This window comes from Campylobacter sp. US55 (genome assembly GCF_004378955.1).
GTDB lineage: Bacteria > Campylobacterota > Campylobacteria > Campylobacterales > Campylobacteraceae > Campylobacter_D > Campylobacter_D jejuni.
Map to the genome: position 1 here is coordinate 126222 of NZ_RYYF01000003.1, position 22564 is coordinate 148785.

General features: G+C 30.0%; 16 protein-coding genes, 8 tRNA genes and 1 pseudogene. 8 read left to right on the top strand and 17 right to left on the bottom strand.

The window, feature by feature from the left end; all coding sequences use genetic code 11:
- Positions 1-5: 5 nt before the first annotated feature.
- The gene (locus ELQ07_RS03265) at positions 6-1340 is read right to left on the bottom strand and encodes a sodium-dependent transporter (RefSeq protein WP_134224730.1); all 1335 of its coding nucleotides are present in this window, start codon (positions 1338-1340) and stop codon (positions 6-8) included.
- Between the two features lie 232 nt (positions 1341-1572).
- On the opposite strand from ELQ07_RS03265, the gene ELQ07_RS03270 reads away from it, so the two are divergent.
- From ELQ07_RS03270 to ELQ07_RS03295, 5 genes are all read left to right on the top strand, one after another.
- Positions 1573-1911 (top strand): F0F1 ATP synthase subunit C, encoded by a 339-nt coding sequence (locus ELQ07_RS03270; protein WP_002853683.1) that lies wholly within the window; start codon positions 1573-1575, stop codon positions 1909-1911.
- A 35-nt stretch (positions 1912-1946) separates the two neighbouring features.
- Positions 1947-2032 (top strand) — tRNA-Leu (locus tag ELQ07_RS03275).
- 1077 nt (positions 2033-3109) lie between these two features.
- Positions 3110-3337: a type II toxin-antitoxin system HicA family toxin gene (locus tag ELQ07_RS03285; RefSeq protein WP_002854037.1), complete on the top strand. Its 228-nt coding sequence runs from the start codon at positions 3110-3112 to the stop codon at positions 3335-3337.
- A gap of 3 nt (positions 3338-3340) precedes the next feature.
- Positions 3341-3700, top strand: a complete 360-nt coding sequence (locus ELQ07_RS03290; protein ID WP_134224732.1) for a type II toxin-antitoxin system HicB family antitoxin — start codon at positions 3341-3343, stop codon at positions 3698-3700.
- Positions 3701-3846: 146 nt separating this feature from the next.
- The gene (locus ELQ07_RS03295) at positions 3847-4167 is read left to right on the top strand and encodes a hypothetical protein (protein ID WP_134224733.1); all 321 of its coding nucleotides are present in this window, start codon (positions 3847-3849) and stop codon (positions 4165-4167) included.
- 26 nt (positions 4168-4193) lie between these two features.
- Here ELQ07_RS03295 and ELQ07_RS03300 read toward each other — a convergent pair whose 3' ends face one another.
- Together ELQ07_RS03300 and traN are read right to left on the bottom strand one after the other, a co-directional pair.
- Complete coding sequence (locus ELQ07_RS03300; RefSeq protein ID WP_134224734.1) at positions 4194-6902, bottom strand: conjugal transfer protein TraG N-terminal domain-containing protein; 2709 nt, start codon at positions 6900-6902, stop codon at positions 4194-4196.
- A gap of 525 nt (positions 6903-7427) precedes the next feature.
- Positions 7428-7643: a conjugal transfer protein TraN gene (traN, locus tag ELQ07_RS08320; RefSeq protein WP_052785419.1), complete on the bottom strand. Its 216-nt coding sequence runs from the start codon at positions 7641-7643 to the stop codon at positions 7428-7430.
- A 569-nt stretch (positions 7644-8212) separates the two neighbouring features.
- Between traN and ELQ07_RS03310 the strand changes: the two are divergent.
- Positions 8213-9123: pseudogene (locus ELQ07_RS03310) on the top strand (AEC family transporter).
- Positions 9124-9130: 7 nt separating this feature from the next.
- Here ELQ07_RS03310 and ELQ07_RS03315 read toward each other — a convergent pair.
- From ELQ07_RS03315 to secA, 12 genes are all read right to left on the bottom strand, one after another.
- Positions 9131-12643, bottom strand: coding sequence for an acyl-[ACP]--phospholipid O-acyltransferase (locus tag ELQ07_RS03315; RefSeq protein ID WP_134224736.1), 3513 nt, complete (start codon positions 12641-12643; stop codon positions 9131-9133).
- Positions 12644-12687: 44 nt separating this feature from the next.
- Complete coding sequence (locus ELQ07_RS03320; RefSeq protein WP_002853267.1) at positions 12688-13068, bottom strand: hypothetical protein; 381 nt, start codon at positions 13066-13068, stop codon at positions 12688-12690.
- 66 nt (positions 13069-13134) lie between these two features.
- Positions 13135-13211 (bottom strand) — tRNA-Asp (locus ELQ07_RS03325).
- 51 nt (positions 13212-13262) lie between these two features.
- Positions 13263-13338 (bottom strand) — tRNA-Val (locus ELQ07_RS03330).
- 6 nt (positions 13339-13344) lie between these two features.
- Positions 13345-13420, bottom strand: a tRNA-Arg gene (locus tag ELQ07_RS03335).
- 19 nt (positions 13421-13439) lie between these two features.
- A tRNA-Lys gene (locus ELQ07_RS03340) sits at positions 13440-13515 on the bottom strand.
- Between the two features lie 4 nt (positions 13516-13519).
- Positions 13520-13596 (bottom strand) — tRNA-Asp (locus ELQ07_RS03345).
- A gap of 51 nt (positions 13597-13647) precedes the next feature.
- Positions 13648-13723: transfer RNA gene (locus ELQ07_RS03350), tRNA-Val, on the bottom strand.
- A 7-nt stretch (positions 13724-13730) separates the two neighbouring features.
- Positions 13731-13806: transfer RNA gene (locus ELQ07_RS03355), tRNA-Lys, on the bottom strand.
- Positions 13807-13867: 61 nt separating this feature from the next.
- The gene (locus ELQ07_RS03360) at positions 13868-14653 is read right to left on the bottom strand and encodes an amino acid ABC transporter permease (protein WP_052785416.1); all 786 of its coding nucleotides are present in this window, start codon (positions 14651-14653) and stop codon (positions 13868-13870) included.
- Between the two features lie 22 nt (positions 14654-14675).
- Positions 14676-15881: an ABC transporter permease gene (locus ELQ07_RS03365; protein WP_052785415.1), complete on the bottom strand. Its 1206-nt coding sequence runs from the start codon at positions 15879-15881 to the stop codon at positions 14676-14678.
- Complete coding sequence (gene secA / locus ELQ07_RS03370; RefSeq protein WP_002934403.1) at positions 15878-18466, bottom strand: preprotein translocase subunit SecA; 2589 nt, start codon at positions 18464-18466, stop codon at positions 15878-15880. Before secA ends, ELQ07_RS03365 begins: the two co-directional genes overlap by 4 nt.
- 100 nt (positions 18467-18566) lie before the next feature.
- Between secA and lolA the strand changes: the two genes are divergently transcribed.
- Positions 18567-19076 (top strand): LolA-like outer membrane lipoprotein chaperone, encoded by a 510-nt coding sequence (gene lolA / locus ELQ07_RS03375; protein ID WP_070316486.1) that lies wholly within the window; start codon positions 18567-18569, stop codon positions 19074-19076.
- Here the strand turns inward: lolA and ELQ07_RS03380 are convergent.
- Positions 19073-19807, bottom strand: coding sequence for a hypothetical protein (locus ELQ07_RS03380; RefSeq protein WP_070316487.1), 735 nt, complete (start codon positions 19805-19807; stop codon positions 19073-19075). The genes lolA and ELQ07_RS03380 overlap by 4 nt on opposite strands.
- A 9-nt stretch (positions 19808-19816) precedes the next feature.
- Positions 19817-21160: an ATP-dependent DNA helicase Pif1 gene (gene pif1 / locus ELQ07_RS03385; RefSeq protein WP_070316488.1), complete on the bottom strand. Its 1344-nt coding sequence runs from the start codon at positions 21158-21160 to the stop codon at positions 19817-19819.
- 48 nt (positions 21161-21208) lie between these two features.
- Here pif1 and ELQ07_RS03390 point away from each other — a divergent pair, with 48 nt between their 5' ends.
- The gene (locus ELQ07_RS03390) at positions 21209-22555 is read left to right on the top strand and encodes an SH3 domain-containing C40 family peptidase (RefSeq protein ID WP_070316489.1); all 1347 of its coding nucleotides are present in this window, start codon (positions 21209-21211) and stop codon (positions 22553-22555) included.
- Positions 22556-22564 lie beyond the last annotated feature (9 nt).

Here is a 22564-nt window from a genome sequence, read left to right on the forward strand (position 1 = left end):
CAAACTCACTTTAAAAAAGCGGCTATCATAACTATAACAACAGCCAAAGGGGAAATAAATCTCAAAAACACATACCAAAGTTCAAAAAATATACCCCTCATATAAGGTTTAAATAAAATTTTTAAAGCTTCTTTTTTCATCACAAATCCCACAAAAATAGCTGCCAAAATTCCACCTAAAGGCATAATAACCTTGCTTGAAACACTATCAAGCAAATCAAAAAAACTCATTCCAAAAAATCCAAACTGAGTACTTTTTAAAGAAGATAAAATACACAACATTCCTAAAATATAAACAACAATTCCTATTAAAATCAAAGCTTTTTTACGGCTCATACCAAAAGTATTAATAAGGTAAAAAGCAAAAGGCTCTATCATTGAAACAGCTGAAGTAATACCAGCAAAGATTAAAGAAATAAAAAATGCTGCTCCAAAAATACAACCAATCACTCCAATTTTTTCAAATAAAGTAGCCAAGGAAATAAAAACAAGTCCTGGTCCTTGCTGATTAGGATTGTAACCAAATTCAAAGATAAAAGTGAAAACAACCAAACCCATTAATAGACCAACTAAAAGATTGATAAAAATAATATTTAAAGTACTGGTAATAAAATTAGTTTTATCAGGCAGACTAGCAGAATAAGTAATAATCGTTCCAACACCCAAAGAAAGGCTAAAAAAGGCGAGTCCTAAAGCTTCAAGAACATTTGAAGTGTTGATTTTGGAAAAATCAGGTACAAAAAGAAATTTAACCGCCATCATAAAACCATCTTTACTAATAGCATAAACAAGCATTAAAATAAGTAAAATAAACAATGAAGGCATCATCCAAACATTTAACTTTTCAATCCCATTCTTAACACCTTTAGAAACAATATAAAAAACACATAAAAAAACCAAAGTAAAATAAATAAACTGACTTAAAAAATCCTCGCTTGTAAAAAATCCAAACTGCGCTTTACTTGCTTCTAGATCCATAGGCAAATTTCCAGTGATACTTAAAAACACATATTTAACTATCCAACCAATCACCAAGGTATAAAAAGAAACTATTAAAATCGCCCCTACCATAGTAAAACCAACATAAGACCAAGCTTTTTTATTTGAAGGTGCTAACTTTTCATAGGCATTAACCGGATCTTTTTCACTAATTTTTCCTATGCTAAGCTCAGCTAAAAATATCACAAAACCTACACCCAAAGTAAGAATTATATAAAGCAAGATAAAAGCAGATCCACCACTTTGACCTACTAGTGTTGGAAATTTCCAAGCATTACCCAAGCCCACCGCTGAACCTGCTACCGCTAAAATGAAACCTATTTTTGAAAATTTAGAACTCAATGTTACAACCTTAACTTAAAAATTATTTTAAAATATTATTAAAGCAAAAAAACTTTTAAGCTTTATTGAAAACAATCAAATTTAAATCAAAAATGTGAATTTTTGTAAATTTCAATAAAAATAAAGATACTTTTGGTTATAATTCGGCTTTATTTTTAAGTCTTAAGTAGGGATACGCAAGCCGAACTGATTTAAAAATTGAAAAATATTTTTTTATAGAAAGGTTAAGATAATGAAAAAAGTTCTTTTTTTGTTATTAGCATGTGCAGCAGTAGCTTTTGCAGCTGAAACTAATGCTCCAGTAGAGCAAGAAGCTATTAATGTATGGATTAAAGCATTTTCAGTTCTTGCAGCAGGCTTAGGTCTTGGTGTTGCAGCACTTGGTGGTGCTATCGGTATGGGTAATACTGCAGCGGCAACAATTGCAGGAACAGCTAGAAACCCTGGTCTTGGGCCAAAATTAATGACAACTATGTTTATCGCTTTAGCGATGATTGAAGCACAAGTTATCTATGCTCTTGTTATCGCGCTAATAGCACTTTATGCAAATCCTTTTATAGTTTTACAATAAAACTTATCAAAGCCCTTTTTTGGGCTTTTTTCTATGCGGTTATGGTGGAATTGGTAGACACGCCATCTTGAGGGGGTGGTGCGCTCCGCGTGTGCGAGTTCAAATCTCGCTAACCGCACCATTTATACTGCTAACTACATAAATTAACATAAATATAAAACTTAAACAATATCTATAAAATAGGACTTTAAAACTATCTAAAATCTAAATTAAATTTTTCCGTTAAAATCCATTTTAAAAATTTTTCCCTAACTTTTCTCCTAACTTTTTATTTTTTGTTTTAAAAAGTTAGGAGAAATTAGCTTAAGGAGTTTATTTTAAATGCTTACACAAAAAGACATAATAAAAAAGATAAAAACTATTTTTATAAGAAGTTTTTTGTATTTGATTATAAAGATATCCAAAAATAAGAAAATTAACAAGAGACTAAAAGTATTAAGGTGCATTAATTTGCGGAAAGGAAATTCTATCACACAAATAATCAATAAGATGATAAAATATTTATTCAAAAATACTATAATTAAAGCATATTAGGCATGGCTACTCTTTCGGTTGCAAGAAAGAGACATGATGAGTAAGATCATTGAATTTTTAGTTCTTGTCTTAGAATTAATTAAGGAGATAATCAAGCTCATTTGATATAACCATGTGAAAATTTTATAAAAACCACGCTTAGTCTAAGCTTAATACATTTATACTAAAAAACATTTAACCGAAAGAGACGTGGCTTTCGATTATGAGAAATTCATAGCAAAAATACTTTTACAAAAAAATAGAAAAGATTGGCAAAAAATTAGAAAAGCAAAAAACAAGATTCACTATAATAAAAAATCCGCCTTGAGTTTTCACTCTTGGCGGAAATTTATCAATCAAGACTAACTATGAAACGACATAGTAAGCGTTTTGTGAGATTATACCTAAATTTTAGGTTTTTTAAGCTTAAAGTTGAAGTATTTTTCTAACAAAACCGCAGGGGCAGAAAAGCCCCTTGCCTTTGTTAGTACATGAAACTACAAATTCTTATTCATTTTTCCAAGTCAAATAAAAAAGAAATCCGTTTCAAAACGCAGCTCAATAATCTCAGTCTTAATACTTTCAATTAAACATACAAAGACAACAAGATTAAAAGAATTGCGATCGGTTTATAAGTGATACTTAATAAAAAGTGTGTATAATACATACTCATAAGGATATTATAGTGAGTAAAAAAGATAAAATTATTAAAGATTTAAAAAATAATCCTAACAATGTGCGCTTTGAAACGCTTAAGATTTTATTAGAAAGCGAAGGTTATGAATGTTTTAATAAAGGCGGATCACATTATCAATTCAGAAAAGAAGAATGTGATCTTATTACTATTCCATTTAAACGCCCTATAAAGGCTATATATGTCAAAATGGTTTTAAAAGCTATAACAGGAGAATGAATTATGAAAGACTTAGATTACTATCTTAATCTACCTTATGAAATTATTATAAAAAAACTTGATGAAAAAGATGGCGGAGGATATTTTGCAAGATATAAAGATTTCCCTTATATTATAGGAGATGGTGAAAATGAAATAGAAGCCTTAAAAGATCTCAAAGAAGCATTTAAAGGAGCATTAGAAGTTATGCTTGAAAAAGGTGATTATATTAAAGAACCTATTGATAATGAAGCAAAAATTAGAATTAATATTACCTTGCCTAAAAGCTTAGTAGAGGCAATAGATACAATAAGCGATAATAGAAGCAAATTCTTAGCCGATCTTGCAAATAGTGCTATAAAGTCTTATAAAATTAGCACTTAAAAATTGACATAGTTAAATAAAAAAAGAAATCAGTTTCAAACCACTAAAAAATAGGCATTTTATAGCAAAAATACTTGCAAAAATTTATTAAAATATGGTATAATTTTATTAAAAATATGAATAAGTTATAATTGAAAGGAATAAAGATGGATAAAGCGCACTTAATTGCTTATTTAGTAAGTCTTGCGTTTATTGTAACCGGTTTAATAGTTTGTTGTATTTTATACTTATTCAAAGATAAAATAAATAAGATAACACCTGAAAATATAGAGAATATAAATTCAAATATTAAAGATTTTATTGAAAAAAATATTTGTGGTAGTTCATCAACAATAGATCGCTCATTTACGACAAATTTTGGCGACTACTCATCTATATCAGGCAATGCTAGCTCATCAACAAATTATTTTATAGATCCAACATATAGCTATATGCCAGAAAATATATACCATAATAATCAAGACTAAGCCTAGCTTTTTAACTAGGCTTATTTTCACATATTTCTATTTTGGTTACCAAAATCTATCACTTTGTTAATGTCAGCTTTTCCATCTTTAATATCTTTTTGTATGCCAGCATAATCAATCTTATTATTTCTTTCTTCTATAGCAGTTCCTGCTTTATACTCAGCTGCATTTGCTGCTTTTTGAATTTCACCTGCTAATCCTTCTGATTTAACATCATTAAACGCATTTCTTGTTGCCATAAACCCTTTTTGTCTTGAATTTAAATCATCTATGGCTTTATTATGATCAGTCATAGTGCCTTTTGGATCATAATAATTATGTTTTGTTTGCTCGTGTAATCCATTTGAATTGACATTAGAATCCACTCCTGCATAGTGTGATAATCCTTGCATATCTCCCCTTGCAGCCATATTTTCAACAGCATTCACAGCAGAAGCCACATTTTCTTTACTAACTACGCCACCATAATTTTCATTGATATAGCCTTGAACGATAGATGAGCCACCATCATAACCCACTGAATTATTAAGCGTTTTAGCTTCATTATAGCCATCCATAGAACTTTTAATGCTAGCAGAATTTGTAACATTTCCTGTTTTAAGAAGGTTATTAAATGAAGCACTTGCATCTCTATTTTTGCCAATTTCATTAGAAATACTTTCGCTGAATGTTTTATTAAATGTTTCTCTTTGATCTTTACTTAGATTTTGATACCAAGCTTCAGTTTCCATTGATGAAGTAGATACTCCACCTACACCAAAACCAATATTTCCTCTCATTACATCATCATAAGCTTGTTTTACATCCACACCTGTTGCTTTAAAATAAGCATCAGCTAAAGCATGTTGTGATGCTTTGGTGATAGTATTTCTATCGTTTTCTGATAAGGCTAAGCTATCTCCTTTTCCGCTAGCAACTTCTAAAGCTCTTTGAGATAGGTTAGAATTTTGAATCGCATCACTTAGAGCGTGTGCTCTAGTTTCTAAATTGCTTGCAGTCATACCAGCATTTAAACCTTTAATAGAAGCATTACATATAGAACCATTAGCATTGATTACAGTGGAACTTCCTGTCATATTATCTTTAACTAATTCACCACCATGTTGCATATCTCTTGTTCCCATAAAACTTCTACCACCTACACCAAACGAAGATTGAAGAGTATTATAACCTGCACCCACAGCCCAAACTTCATCTCCTCTAGGAGCAGCAATGCTAGTTTGTGTAGATAAGGCTTGCTGATTTGCAAAGCTTCCAGCAGCTCTTGAAGCACCTGTTAGAGCTTGAGATAATCCAGAAGCAAAAGTTACAAATCCTTGTTCGCTTGCTTTAGCTATAGCATAAGCTAAAACAGGAGTACTCATTACAAGGTAATTCATGAAATTTGATCTATTTGCTACTTCTTTAAAGATAAGCATGTTATCTCCTAAGCTTAAAGCTGCTTTTCCCCTTGTTATTACTTGTGCAACATTCATAAGATTAAAATCATTTATAAAATTAATAATACAAAGTATAGGAGTCCAAAGCACTATCCAAATACATAGAGTAAAAAACATCTTAATATGTGTGTAAGAGCCAAACACAATAGAAAGCAAAGCAACAAGCCAAGACAAACCTATGATGATAGCTGTTAAATAAGCTTTAGCTAAAGGCAAATAAGTTTGTGCCAAGTGTCCTTGTGCTTGCATACTTGCGTAAAATTGCTGATCCGCATAAGCAGTATTTGCAGCCACAGAAGCAGGATTTAAACCTACTGATTTAGCGGTATTAATGATTGCATCTTGAGAAGCAAGCATTATCATGGATTGTTGCAAATAAGATCTAGCACTCACAGCTTGTTCGTTATAGATTTGTGCAGCACCTAAGAACTTTTGCTCATAATTTGCCATATCATTCGCCATACCAAGCAAAGCAGCATGAATTTTCATAGCTTCATCTGTATCTTTTTGAATCATTTCAACGATTTGAGGACTTGCATCAGAACAAGGCACAACACTTTGTTCTTCAATATTATTGTTATTTTTAAACAAAGGAGTGAGCTGAAAGCCATTGCCTATGTTTGTGAAAAGATCTTGCATTAAATTATCAGAGTTTTGAAAAAGATTTCTACCTTGTTGATTAAGCAAGATACCTACTGAAACGCAGTTTCTAAAGTAAAAATCAATATTTTTTTGTAAAGTTGCATCAATAGCCGAAAGCTTTACGCTTGGTAAAGTACTCATCACTTGAAGTGAAAAACCTAAACCTGCGTTAGAAAAATTTGTAGATTGTGGAGTTGAAAAATGTTTTTCCATAGCTTCTAGGATAACCTTCTCAAATTGTGTTATTAATGCAAAGCTTTTTCCTATGCCTATAGGAATTTGAGAAATGAGATAATCTTTACTAGTGACTTCATCATAAATCATAAAGCGGTGATTATTGTCATTTGGTGTTTTTAAAAACATGACCCACACTACAGCAAAAAGTACAAACATTTTTCCAAATTCAAACACAGGGTTTGTTTGTCCATCCATTGCTTTTTTAATACTAAAAAGTAATAATGAAATAGCTAAGGCTGCATTAACGATATAACTTGTTTCAGTGGTTATTCCTTTAACCGCTTGCATGATTTCATTCATTACATCGCCGTAACCCCAAGTATAAATTAGATTTCCATTAGCTATTTCAGTTGCACCAAATAAAAATGAAGGTGCAAAAAACAAAGTGCTAAGGAATAACAAGTAAAATCTTTTCATGGACTATATTAAAGAAGTTAAAGAGTTTGTTTGGTATAATTGCATTAAGGGTTTTGCCACAAGGCTGCAACCCTGTGGCATAATCACACCCTAGAAAAAAAAAGGGGGGGGGGTGAACTATATGACACGACTCATACTTATAATTATACTAATTTGTATAATTACTGTCAAGGCTTATTAGCCTTGCCCCTTTTCTTAAGGGGCGAAACTCCCTTGTGGCTTACCAAACAAACTTTTAACTAAGCTTCTCTCCTTTCTAATAATTTATTTTCTTTTTTTAATTTGCAGGTTTTTTCGTTACATTCTCGATATTGTTTTGAATCTTTTCTTGTATTTTCACAGAATCAGCTTGTATTTTTCCTGTGTCAAAACTTCCTACAATATCAGCAATGAATTCACTTAAATCAATTTCGCTAAAATCTAATTTTTGAAATTCTTCAGGAGTGAAGCCTTTGCATTGCGGACCTTCCGCACTACTCCACCCTTTTTCAAGCTAAGGGCATCCTTGTTCATTGAAAATTCTTCCTAATTTAGAATTGAAGCAACAAAAACTTTTCTTTTTTCAACGCAAATTTTAGTAAAACCTAAACTAACCTTTTTAGAACAATAAATTCCTACTTCATGACATTTTCCTGCATCGTTTAATTTAGCAAGCTTTTTCTCATCTTCTTTACAAGGTACAAATCCTAAAAATACATTATCCTTATCACAACATCCACCACCAAGTAAACCGCCAAACATATCCCAATTTTTACAACGATTATCTTGTCCATTGAATATTTATAGATACTGAACTATTTGAAACCTTATTATTAAGAAATACAAAATCAGTGCAAATGTGAAAAAACCGCTATACAACCTTAAAGAAATTGAAAAAAATAATTTCAAATTCAAATGATGCACAGTGAAAATAAGAAAAGCAATAAGATAAACTTTCAAAATAAATCTGTCTTATTGCGTGAATATTAAAAATAAAAATAACTAAAGTAGATGATCTCCGCCTAAATAAGTTTAAAAATATTCAAAAATTAAAAACAAAAGCTATATTAATTTATTGTTTTTATATCATTCTAAATACAATATATAGTATTTTAATTAAGATTAAACCGCACCATTATTTAAAATTATAATCATTCAACTTAAAATACCAACTATTCAAAATCAAATTTCAACTTACAATTTCTTAAAGTTACAAAAAATAAAAAATATTGGTTTTTTTAAAAAACTTAAAAAATATTAAGATTTTTTTTAAGTATAAAGAATATAATTCTATCCATTTTCAAAAACCATCCCTTAAAAAGGATTACTCAATGTTTGTTTTTATACCATTATTTACAATTTTTTTTTACTTGCAGGCGGATATTTTGCCAAAAGAATTGGCGTTTTAAAGCAAAAACAAGCTAGGACTTTTTTAGATTTTGCTATTATTTTTGCTTTACCTTGTTTGATTTTCGATAAAGCATATCATTTAAATTTTGATTTTTCATTGATTATTTTTATTTTTATTGGATTGTTTAGCTGTATACTAGCAGCTTTTTTTGCTATTCTTATTGGAAAAGTTTTTCATTTTTCTAAAGTAACTTTAGTCAGTATGTTTTTGCTTTCTTGTTTTGGAAATACTATATTTGTGGGTATGCCTATTGTTGCTGGTGTATTTAATGACCCACAATTTAGCGCTGAAGTTATATTTTATGATGCTTTAGCTACAACTTTACCTATATCGCTTTTTGGACCTTTTATACTTTCTTTGGGAAATGGAGAAAAAGTCAGTTTGCTTGCTAATGTTAAAAAAATTCTTAGCTTTCCACCTTTTTTAGCTTTACTTTTTGGTTTTTTGTGTAAATTGATTACTTTACCTGAATTTATTTTCTCTCCTATTCGTTTATTTGGTGCTTCTGCGACCCCTGTTGCACTTTTTGCTATAGGTTTAGGACTTGGTTTTATGGCAATTAAAACCTCTTACAAACCTACAATAGTTGTTATCTTTGCTAAAATGATTTTAGCTCCTTTATTTTTTGTATTTTGTTTGAAAATATTTAATTTAGAATTAAAAGATTCTACCATCGTTGCTATTATAGAAAGCGCAGCTCCTACTATGACTTTAGCAGGAGCTATGGTAATGAAAGCAAAACTAGATAGCAATTTAGCCGTAAGTGCTGTAGCTTTCGGAGTTCTTTTTGCTTTTGTTTCTATGCCAATTTTAATTTGGGCTTTGTTATAAGCTCAAATTATATGGCTAAATTTTTAGCTAATTCTTTAACTTTCTTAAGATCAATTTTTCCTGAACCTAGGAGGGGAATTTTTTCTATTTGAAAATAATATTTAGGTTTAAAAAGTGTAGGTATATTAGAATTTTTTATAGCCTCACATACTCTTTCAAAAATTTCATTATTACATTCTATGAGTAAAACAATTTGTTCTCCTTTTTTCTCATCTTCTAAAGATGTGGCACAAAATTTAACCACTTCAGTGTCTATGAATTTGGCAATTTCTTCTTCTATTGCACCTAAAGAAATCATCTCTCCACCAATTTTTGCAAAGCGAGAATAACGATCGATAATATATAAAAAACCATCTTCATCTAAATGTCCCTTATCTCCCGTGTTGTACCATCTTATGCCATCAATTTCTTTAATAACTTCATCGGTTTTTTCTTTGTCATTAAGATAGCCTACCATAACTTGATGACCGCCTATAAGTATGAGTCCATCTTCATTTGTTTTTAAATTTTCATAATTATTTGGATCAACAATACGTACCGCAGTTCCAGGTAGAGGCATTCCCACACTTCCTTCTTTATTGGCACGATGTATAAGCCAATAATCCGCATCAAAACGATTTGGTAAATTTACACTCGCTACAGGTGTAGTTTCCGTAGCTCCATAACCTTCAAAAACGCTTTTTTTAAACTTCATTTCAAAAGCAGTTCTTACTTCATTTTTTAGTTTTTCAGCACCTGATACAACTATTCTTAAGCTTTCAAACATTAAAGCATCAAGTTTTTTATTTCTTGCATAAATTCCTAAAAAGGTTGAAGTTCCACACATAATAGTGATATTATTTTTAGCAACAGCTTTGGCAACCCCTAAGGCATCAGTTGGATCTGCAAAAGTGATACTTTTAATACCTTCAAGCAAAGGCAAAAATGTAGTTACGGTAAGTCCAAAAGCATGAAAAGGTGGTAAAGACGAGAGAATAACATCATTGTTTCTTGTGCAAAGTACATCAGAAATTTGTGCTATATTGCTTAAAATATTACGGTTATTTAGCATAACACCTTTTGGAGACCCCTCGCTTCCACTGCTAAATAAAATAGCTGCGATGGCAAGATTGTTTTTTGAAGGAGTGAAGATACTTTTGAGTATAAAACTAGGCATTATACTAACTGCTAACATCATGCTAAAAATTTTAGTTTTTTGCATTTTAAAATCTTCTATAATATCTTCAAAATAAATTAAATGTATATTTGTATCGAAATTTAGGTTTATGCCTTTATTTGCTAATTTTTCTAAAAAAGTTTTAGAAGTATAAATTTGTGAAATTTGCGCATTTTTTATAGCTGCTTTTAGAGCTTTTTCTCCAGCCGTGAAATTAAGATTTACTGCAATTTTTTCTGCGATTAAAACAGATAGATTGGTTAAAGAACTTGCAAAAGAAGCAGGTAGTAAAATTCCTATAGCTTCCTCTTTAGGAGCGTAACTTCCACGCTGAGGGTTAATGTTTAATTCTTTGGATTTTCTTTTAATAAAAAAATTAAGAAATAAACTAAGAGTCAACATTTTTCTATAAGAAATATCTCCAGCTAGTGTATCGATAATAGCTATTTGATTTAGATTTTTTTTAGCTGTATCTATCCAAGCTCTTGCTATAGTATGCATAGCTTCGCATTGTGATTTCCAAGCCATAAAAGAAAGTTCAAAAACTTTAGCTTTAACTTCATCTTTTTTAGAATGCAAAGGCATAGCTTTACCAAAAGCTATAGCAATTTTTCTTTTATTTAAAGTGCGGTTTCTTGCTGAAAATTCTTCATCGCTTCTTGAAAAAGCACTACCCCAAAGTCCTCTTATATAAAAAGGAATAATTTTTCCATCATCTTCGCTTAAATATTCACAAGCTAATTCAAATCCTGCTTTAAATTCATTTAATTGTCCATGTCGTGAAAGTGTACCTTCAGGAAATAAGCAAACTAAATTACCTTCTTTGATATGCTTTGCTATCAGTTCTAAACTCGTCTTACTTCCTGTACTTGATACAGGAATAATACCAAATTTATCAAGAAAAATTTTAATATACCATTTAGAATAAATACTTCTTTCCATAACAAAATAAATTTTTCTTGGAATTGCCATTTGTACAACAGCCCAATCAATAAAAGAAATATGATTACCTAAAAGCAAAGCTCCACCTTTTTCTGGTATATTTTCAAAACCTTCTACAAGCAAGCGGTATCGTTGCAAAAAAGCTATGCTTAAAAGTATACGCACTAAAGAAAAGGGAAGTTTTAAAAGTATATAAAAACTTCCTATAAAGGTTACTAAAGTAATAAAATAAAACAAATAAACCACATTGATTTCAAATTTTGCAAATAAAGTTGCTAAGAGTAAAAATCCTAACATGGCAATATTTTGAAAAAAATTATTTCCTGCAAGAATTTGTCCCAATTCATTTTCTTTGGCATGAAATTGGATTAAAGTATTTAAAGGAATGATAAAAAGAGCTCCACAAAATCCAAAAAAGAAAAATAAAAAACTATAACTTAATAAACTTACAAAATAAGGCATTAAAAAAGCCATTAAAAACATACCCAATGCACCAAGTGGAATAAGTCCAAGTTCTATATAATTTTTTGAAAATTTACCAGCTACTAAAGAGCCTAAAATCACTCCTATACCAGAAAAAGCGAGTGAAATTTGCACATAAAAAGTATTTTCTATAAAAAGTTCATTTTTAGCAAAGACAGGAAAGCTAACAAGATAAAGTTGAGATATAGCCCAAAAAAATGAAATTCCTATTATGCAAAGCCAAATAGTTTTATTTTTAAAAACAAGCTTAAGATTATTTATTAGAAGTTTTCCACGGATATAATCTTTTTTATTAAAAACTAAATCTTTATTTGTTTGTTTGAGCTTAGGTAAACGCCACACAAAAAATACTTCGATACAAGAAAATAAAATTAGCACAATTCCTAAAGGTGCTACTTCTTTTAAAATTTCATCTGTTTGATTATATGCAGAACTATAAAGACTTTCAAAACTTAAAGAAAACAAAGCCATTCCTGCTAAGATTGCCATAATGCTTACTGCATTAATTACACCATTACCCATAGCAAGAAAGTCTTTTCCTACGAGTTCTTTAATAAAACCGTATTTACTTGGTGAATAAAGTGCTGCTTGCACTCCCATTATAAAAGTAAAAATAAAAGCCATCCAAAAAGCACCGCTATAGTAACAAATGCAAATTATTAAAGTGAGTATAACATTACAAATTGCTGAAATTTTCATTACAATATTTTTTGGATATTTATCCGCTAAAAAACCCGAAGGAGAAAGCATAAGAATAAAAGGAAGTAAAATCAAAGCATTAACTATAGCATTTAAAAATAACTGCTCACTTCCTTCATAGGCCTTATAAATAGTATTTTGAATAATAATTTTATGTCCTAAATCTACAAAAGCATTGATGAATGCTATAAGTAAAAAAGGAATTAATCCGTAAATTTTCAAAAAAGATTTTTTTTGCATTATTTAAACCTCGTCAATTAGCACTTATTTTATAAAAGAATTTATCAGTTTTTAGGAAAATTATCTATATTATCTTTTAAAATAATTCCATCGATTTTTAATTTATAAAATTTTTTAAAATTCTCTAATTTATCAACAATCATTAAAACCCTACTATCAAAAACATAAAATTCTGCAACCTTGCTAGCAAATTTTGCAAGTTTTTTATCATTACAAAGCAAAAACTTAGCTCCTAAAGCATTGGCTAAAAATATCTCGTCTTTATTTTGAACTAAAATAGCAAATTCAAAATCATTTTGACTTAAATAAGAAATCAATTTTTCATCATAAACAATACAATAAACTTTATTATCTTTAACTTCTTCAACACTTTCAATAAAAGAAAAATCTAAATTTTTTAATAATTTATGTCCAATAATAAGCATTTTTTTCCTTAGTTCTATTTTTTATTATTTTGCAAATTATACTTATAAAATTGTTACCAAGCAAGATGGCGCAGCGGACGGGGCTCGAACCCGCGACCTCCGCCGTGACAGGGCGGCATTCTAACCAGCTGAACTACCGCTGCATCCAAAGTAAAGAAGTAGAGATTATAAAACCTATTTATGATTTTATAAAATGGTGGTCACTATAAGACTCGAACTTATGACATCCACCTTGTAAGGGTGGCGCTCTACCAACTGAGCTAAGCGACCTATGATTGGCGACCCCTAGAGGATTTGAACCTCTGTTTCCACACAGAGAGAGTGTTGTCCTGGGCCACTAGACGAAAGGGTCATAACCCTAACAATAAAAATGGTGTCCCGTGTTGGATTCGAACCAACGGCCCCCTCCTTAAAAGGGAGATGCTCTACCGGCTGAGCTAACGAGACAAGATGGCGCAGCGGACGGGGCTCGAACCCGCGACCTCCGCCGTGACAGGGCGGCATTCTAACCAGCTGAACTACCGCTGCATCCAAAGTAAAGAAGTAGAGATTATAAAACCTATTTATGATTTTATAAAATGGTGGTCACTATAAGACTCGAACTTATGACATCCACCTTGTAAGGGTGGCGCTCTACCAACTGAGCTAAGCGACCTTTATAATGGTGTCCCGTGTTGGATTCGAACCAACGGCCCCCTCCTTAAAAGGGAGATGCTCTACCGGCTGAGCTAACGAGACATTTTCTGAAATAAAAATGTGATTATGCCAAAATTAGCTCTATTTGTCAAGCTTTTTTAAATCATTTTTGGCATTTTCTCTCCAAATAACGAGAAAATATACTTATAGGTAAAGTCAAAACAAGATATGTAATAGCCAAAATTACATAAGCTTCAAGAGTAGCAAAAGTATAAGAATTTATCTCTTGTGCACTTTGGGTTAATTCATTTACAGCAATAACGCTTAATAATGAACTATCTTTAATTAAATTTGCAAATTGTCCACTCAGAGGTGCTAAAATATTTTTTAAAGCTTGGGGAAAAATTACATACGCAAAAACCTGCATCTCTTTTAACCCTAAAGCCCTAGCGCTCTCAAGCTGAGATATAGAAATACTTAAAATTCCAGCTCTAAATATTTCAGCTAAGTAAGCAGCAGAAAAACATGATAAAATAATAACTCCAGCCACATATCGATTATCAAGTCCTAAATTATTTGCAACGATATAATATATCAATAATACCTGCACTAGTAAAGGGGTTCCTCTGATAAGCTCTATGTAAAATGTAGATAAAAATCTTAAAAAAACAATTGAACTTAAAGAAAAAGCACAAAAAACTCCACCCAAAATTATACTCAGTAATAAAGAAAAAAAACTGATTATTAAAGTATTTAAAAAACCTTGAAGAAATTTTTCTTTATAGGTCGCAATTGCACTAAAATCAAAATGATAAGCACTTATACTAAAACTACAATAACAAAACAATATTAAAAATAAAATCAAAAGAATTAAATTAGTGATTATTTTTGACTTTGATAGAGGTTTTAAAGGTTTAAAATTCTTATTTTTTTGAGTAAACAAAGACAATAAAAATCTCCAAAATTACAATTTATTCATTTCTTAAAGTATCTAAAATATTAATTTGAGTTGCTTTTTTTGCAGGATAAAAAGACGATAAAGCTATGATTATTAAAGCACCCACAATGGTTAAAGAAAAATCCATTAAAGACAAATCAAGTGGTAATTTACTGGTTCCATAAACATCAGCAGGTAAAGTTACAATATCAAAATTTCCTAAAAGCCATAAAGCAAAAAATGCAAGCACCACACCCACTATCATACCGCCGCCACCAATAAGCATACCTAAGGCAAAAAAACTCTTTTTTACCTCATTTTTGCTTGCACCTAGAGCAAGTAAAAGTGCTATTTCACTGCGACGATTCATTGCTATCATCAATAAAGAACTTACTATATTTAAACTTGCAACCAAAATAATAAGCATCAACACTATAAAAAGCGCTCTTTTCTCAAGCTCTAAGGCTGAAAAGAAATTTTTATTTTGTTCCCACCAACCTACTACAGCATAATCGTCTTTTAAATAAGATTTAATTTTTTCAACATCCTTAAAAGCATTATCACTATATACATGAACTCCATCATAATTTGGATTTTTAGGCGTTCCAAGTACTTTTTTCAATGCATCAACATCTGTATACATATAAGCTTTATCATAAAATGCAAGCCCTGAAGTAAAACGCGCTTTAACATCAAAACGTTTAGTTTGCGGTACTAAAGAAAATCCACTAGGATTAAGATTTGAAAAAATAAGTGAAAGTTTGTCATTTTTATGCAAACCAAATTCATCAGTAAGTGCTGATCCTACAAGTATATCAAAACCACTTAAATTCTCATCCCTTAAAGCTTTAGCAACCACTTCGTTTATTTTTTTTTCATCATTAAAATTAACGCCAAAAAGCACACCACCTTCAAAACGATTATCTCCCTTTACAACAACTTGAGTGCTTATATAAGGGCTAAATAACAAATTTGGAAATGTTTTTCTTAACTCATCTATAAATTCATCATTTACAGGAGCGTAAAATTTAGGCAAAATAGTAATAGGATAATTCATCACAAAAAAGCGTTTTTCAAATTCTTTATCAAAACCATTCATAATTGCCATAGCTACAAGCAAAACGCAAAGTCCTACACAAACTCCTAAAAAGGCCAAAAGTATAGAAAGATTGATAAAGGGTTGTTCTTTATCAAATCTTAAATATTTAAAAAGTAAATATTTTAAAACGCTTTTATTCAAGCTAAAATTCCTTGCTTAGGACCACTTTTTCCATGGCATTCTTTAAATTTTTTTCCACTTCCGCAAGGACAAGGAGCATTGCGTGGAACTTTTTTAAACTCAGCTTCGCCAAGATTATCTTCGCTTGCGCCCATTTCTACTGAGCTTTGAAGTAGCTTTTCATTTTCTTCATTGGCTTTATTTTCTAAATTTTGCACCTCTTCTTGATTAAATTGCACACTAAAAAGTAGTTTAATACTATCAAATTTAATACGATTAACCAACTCCAAGAAAAGATTATAACTTTCTTTCTTATATTCCACAAGAGGATCTTTTTGATTGTATCCACGAAGCCCTATTCCTGTTTTTAAAATATCCATTTGATACAAATGCTCTCTCCAAGCATTATCCAAAACTTGCAAATATAAAATACGCTCTATATTACGCAATTCTTTAATCTCAAGTCTTGACATCTTTTCGTTATAAGAATTTTCAAGAATTTGACTTAGCTTATCTTGCATTTCAATGACGCTTAAATTCTCAAAATCTTTTTCACTAATCTGAGTTGAACATTCATATAAAATTTTTGCTTTCAAATTTTCAAAATTTACATTAGAACCGCTTTCATCAAGTATATAATCATTCATTACATTTGCACTATATTCAGCGATATTTTGAGAAATTTTAGCTCTAATATCATAGTTTTCATCTAAAAGCTCATTGCGATAACGATAAATAGTTTTTCTTTGTTCATTTGCTACATCATCGTATTCTAACAAATGCTTTCTGCTTTCAAAATGTAAGCTTTCTACTTTTTTTTGCGCATTTTCAACCGCTCTTGTAACGATTCTTGACTCTATGCTTTCGCCCTCTTCTATACCCAAGCGATCCATGATACTTTTGATACGATCCCCGCCAAAAATTCTTAAAAGATTATCTTCTAAACTTAGATAAAAACGACTTATTCCAGGATCGCCCTGCCTTCCTGCACGACCACGAAGTTGATTATCAATACGGCGGCTTTCGTGTCTTTCTGTACCGATGATATAAAGCCCACCCAAAGCCCTAATCTCATCATCGATTTTTATATCCACACCACGACCTGCCATATTTGTAGCGATAGTTACAGCACCTTTTTTACCTGCATCTTGGATAATCAAAGCTTCTTGCTCGTGATTTTTAGCATTTAAAACATGATGAGGGATTTTCTCTTTTACAAGCATATTGTGAAAAACTTCACTGCGCTCTATACTTGCGGTTCCTACAAGTACAGGCTGACCTTTAGCATTGGCTTTTTTAATCTCTTCGATTACGGCTTTAAATTTTTCATTTTGAGTTTTATAGATAAGATCATCTTTATCTTGTCTTTTAATAGGAATATTTGTTGGTATAGAAATAACATCTAAACTATAAATTTGAGAAAATTCAGTCGCTTCTGTTTGTGCAGTTCCTGTCATACCTGCAAGTTTATTGTACATTCTAAAATAATTTTGAAAAGTAATATCTGCTAAAGTTTGGCTTTCTTCTTGAATTTTTACATTTTCTTTGGCTTCTAAAGCTTGATGTAACCCTTCGCTAAAACGACGCCCTTCACTTAAACGCCCTGTAAATTCATCAACGATAATAACTTCATTATTTCTTAAAACATAATGCACATCTTTTTCAAAAAGATTATGCGCCTTTAAAGCTTGATCAAGCTGATGTGCTAAGATAGCATTATCAAGACTGTATAAATTTTCTACACCAAAAAGTTTTTCAGCCTTAGCAATACCTGCTTCCGTGATTAAAATATTACGATTTTTCTCATCTACTACAAAATCACCCTCAGGTTTTGCAGGGGGTAAAACTGCTTCGCCTTTTTGCATTTGCTTGGCTACTTCATTGGCTTTAATATAACCATCTAAAGTGCGATTTGTAGGACCGCTGATGATAAGCGGAGTTCTTGCCTCATCAATTAAAATACTATCTACTTCATCTACAATAACAAAATTATGCTCTCTTTGAACTTTTTCAACTTTTGAAAATTTCATATTATCACGCAAATAATCAAAACCAAACTCATTATTGGTTCCATAAGTAATATCGCAATCATAAGCTTGCTTGTGCTCTATGTCGCTGTTTTGAGAAGAAAGAATCACGCCTACACTAAAACCTAAAAAGTTATAAATCGCACTCATTTGCTCAGCGTCTCTTTTGGCTAGATAATCATTTACTGTAACGACATGTACGCCTTTTCCACTCATGGCATTTAAAACAACAGGCAAGGTCGCTACAAGGGTTTTACCCTCCCCTGTTTTCATTTCTGCAATTTTTCCATCGTGCAAAACCATACCACCGATTAACTGCACATCAAAATGACGCATATTTAAAGTTCTCTTACCTGTCTCTCTGACTATAGCAAAAACATCATTTAAGATATCATTTTCGTTTTTTTCTCCGCTTAAAATTTGCTCTTTAAATTTTGCAAATTCGGCTTTTAATTCATCATCGCTTAAATTTTGATATTTGCCTTCTAAAGCATTGATTTGTGCTACGCGCTTGAAGTATTTTTTAACTTCACGATCATTTTTTGTTCCAAAAACGGCTTTTAAGGTATTTAAAAACATTTTTAAACCTTTATAAATTTTTCAAACGATCATTATAACGATTATTTAATTAAAATTAGCTAGAATGATATAAAAAATATAATTTTTTTAAGGAAAATAAATGAAAAAAACATTCTTGATATTTTTTATTTTTATAGGACAACTTTTTGCCCTTGATCTTAATTTTAATACCTTTTCAAGCAATTTTACCCAAATAGTAAAATCCAAAAACTCTACACTTTCTTATTCTGGACATTTTATACTGAGTAAAGATCAAGCATATTGGAGTTATGATACTCCTAGTAAAAAAGAGATTTATATCAACAAAAATCAAGTAACCATAGTAGAGCACGATCTAGAACAAGTCATTTTCTCTCATCTTGATAGTATTCCAAATCTTAATGAAATTTTCAAAAAAGCAAGCCTTATAGACAAAGATAAACTTGTAGCAAAATATGATAATATAAATTATACAATTAAACTCAATCAAGAGCAAATTCAAAGCATATCCTATAAAGATGAATTTGAAAATGATGTTATAATCAATCTAAACAATCAAATTAAAAATCCAAAAATCAACTCCGATATTTTCAAGGTAAAAATTCCGCAAAATTATGATATAGTTCGCTAATTTTGCGTTGAATTTTCATCAAGCTTTATATCATAGCCTGTTTGTGGCAAATGATAAGGCTTGCTTGCATTATTTTCTTTGAATATTTGTGGAGGATTGGCGATTAAATCTCTTTTAATTTTTTCTTCTATATCTGGAGTCATTTTAGGTGTATTTAAATTATCCATATTGATTTCTCCATTGTCATTTTTATTTTCTTCATCTGAATCTTTGAAAAGCTGTTCAACTTGCTTGGCTTCTAAATTTGGAACACTAGAAGTTGGGATCTTTTCAACACCAGGAACTTGAGTTTTAGGAACTTCTAAGTTTTTAAGTGCTTTTTTTACCTCGCTGCCCATACCTTTCTCTTTAGCCTCAGTGCTTTCTAAAAAGCGTTTAAACTCCTCTAAATCAAATTTTTCCACTCCGCTTAAAGATATGATATATATATCATCTAATTTAATCTTATACTTCTTATCTAAAAATTTTTCTAAAGTTTTTTTAAAATTATTTTTTCCAATTTCTGTAAAAATATCTTCATAAAAAAACCCTGAAATTACTGTATTTACAGCATCAATTAACTTATTTTCATTTTCTTTTAAATTATTCCCATCAAATTCCAAAGAAATTTCAACTTTTTTAAGAACATTTGCTCCACTTTTAGAATACAAATCTGTTCTTATTTTATCTATTTCAAGATTTTGAGCATTTAAACTCAAAACCAAAAAAACACTTAAAAATATTTTTTTCATTTAATGCCTTTAAATGATTTGTTCTTGTATTTCGAGATCTAAAAAATTATGTTTTTTATAAAATTCAATCACATTAGAATCTATTTTTAAAATATTAGCAAAATAAAATCCAAAATTTATCTTTTTTGTAGAATAAATTTTTAAAGTATTTGGGTTTGTAGCGCGAGAAAGAGCGACATAAAGCTGTCCATTTTCAAAAATATGATCAATATCACACACTAATTTTTCAATACTCATACCTTGCGATTTGTGTATAGTGATAGCATAAGCTAATTTAATAGGAAACTGTGTAACACTTGCAAGAATATTAACAACAAAATCTTTACCTGATTGTTCAAGTTCTTCCATGAAAAAAGTATAAGGTTCAAGTAAAATTTTCATCCCATTATTTTTAATAATACTAATATAAATTTTCTCCTCTTCATAAAGAATATCTTCTATAATGCCTTGCTCACCATTATAATAATTCTTATCCCAATTATTTACACAAAAAATAATACGAGCACCTATTTTAATATTTAATTCTTCCAATATATTTAAGCTTCCAACCCAAGAATCAAGTTCTTCATCTTTTATTCTCTTATCTTCTTTTTTAACCTGAGCCTTAAAGCATACAAGTGGGGTCTCAAGTTTGCTTAATTTTTCTTGATTGATATTGTTTACTTTTTTATTGATACCACAAAGTAAAGTATAATCATCTTCTAAATTTTCTAATTCTTTATAATCAATTTGCAAAGATTCAAAAAAGCTTAAAATTTTTTCATCTAAAAAACCTTGTCTAATCAAAGATAAATAGTTATAAAATTCTATATTTTGTGTTCTTTTAGGTTGAGAAAGTTTAATATTCTTAAAATTTAAATCCTGCCAAAAAAATGAAGAAAAAGCATAATAAGAATGATTAAATAAAGTTTCTTTTTTTTCTTTAATTACGGGAGGCAGTTGAAAAAAATCTCCTACAACTAAAATTTTTCCATTAAATTGAGAATTTTTAAGTCTAAAGCCTATCATTTCAAAAACACTTGCGCTAACCATGGAAATTTCATCGATAATAATAAGCTCAATCGTTTTTAAAAGCTCTTTAAGTTTTGTTAATTTTTCTTTTTGTTTTTGATTGCGATCCAATGCGCTTAATTTCATCATATCATCACAATACCCTAAACAAAAAAAGCTGTGTAAGGTAACGCCGCCTATATTAAACGCCGATAGAGCACTAGAACCAAGAGCTATGGCTAATTTTTTTTGTTTTCTATAAGATTTGATAAGCTCATTTGTCAAAAAGCTTTTACCAACTCCAGCACCGCCACTTAAAAAAACATTATCATAAGCTAAAATTTTTTCTAGTTTATCAAGCATTATATTTCCTTGGCTTTAATTATAACTATTTTTTCTAAAAGGTTGATTATGAAATCTTGTTTATATTTTACTTTTATAGTGCTATTTTTAACAGCTTGTTCAACAAAAAATTTAACTTCACTCCATCATGAAAATTTAGAACAAAAAAATAAAAATCAACATTATGCAAAACTTGAATACGAACAAAATGTAAGCATTTTGCCACAATTTACTTACGATATTAATTTTGATGCAAAACGATATAAAAAATATTTCTTTAATCCTTGGCATGATTCATTTAAAAATTACAAAGGACAAAATATTTTTTGGTCCTTTCCCTTATATTTAAATTCAAAAAATACTTATTATTTTTTCAATAAACAAATTATTCCACTTTCATGGTTTAAAAACGTTACAAATAACGCAAATATCCAAGAATTTGGCAAACTTAATCAAAAAGCTTTAATTATCCAAAATACAATCATTAAAAATCTTCCAACCCAAAGAACTATCTTAAAAAATCCTTTTTTTGAAAATGAAGGAATTCCTTTTGACTATGCAAGCGATGGCATTTTAAATGCTGGAACCCCTGTCTTAATTTCACATTTTAGCAAAGATAAGCGTTATGCTTTTGTTTTAGGTGAAGCTGGATTTGGATTTGTTGAAAGTAAAAATTTGGAATTTTTCTCAAACGATAGAGCGAAAATCTATGAAAATCTCAACTTTATCACACCACTAAAAGAAAAATTTCCTATCTATAGCGAGGATGGTAAATTTTTCTTTGAAAGTAGAATTGGTGCTATTTATCCTTACTACAAAGAAGATAAAAACTATTTTTATGGAAAAATAGGTTCTAAAAAATATAAAATTTCTAAAAAAGATGTATCTAAATTTCCTTTACAATTCAATGATAAAAATTTAAAAAATCAACTTTCACAAGTTTTAAATTTGCCTTATGGCTGGGGCGGTTATAATTTTGAAAGAGATTGTTCTTTACTAACTCGTGATATCTTTTCAGCTTTTGGACTTTATCTACCAAGAAATTCAGCTGCACAAAAAAATTCTTTTAATCATTTTGATATAAGCACTCTTAGTAATTCTCAAAAAAAAGATTTTTTAAACCGCTTTGGGAAAGCTTATCTTAGTTTACTTTATTTACCTGGACATATTATGCTTTATGCAGGACAAATTACAGATAATAATATTGCCATACATAATATATGGGGCTTAAGAAAAGATGCAACCCAAAGACTTCTCATAAGTTCTAGTGTCATCACTTCTTTAGAAATAGGAAAAAATGAAATTTTAGAAGATAATTTGCTTTTATCAAGACTTAAAGAAATAAGTTTTATAAATTTAAACGAACAAGAAAAAGAGCAAATAAAAAGCTATCTTGAAAATATACAAAACAAGTAAGATTTATTG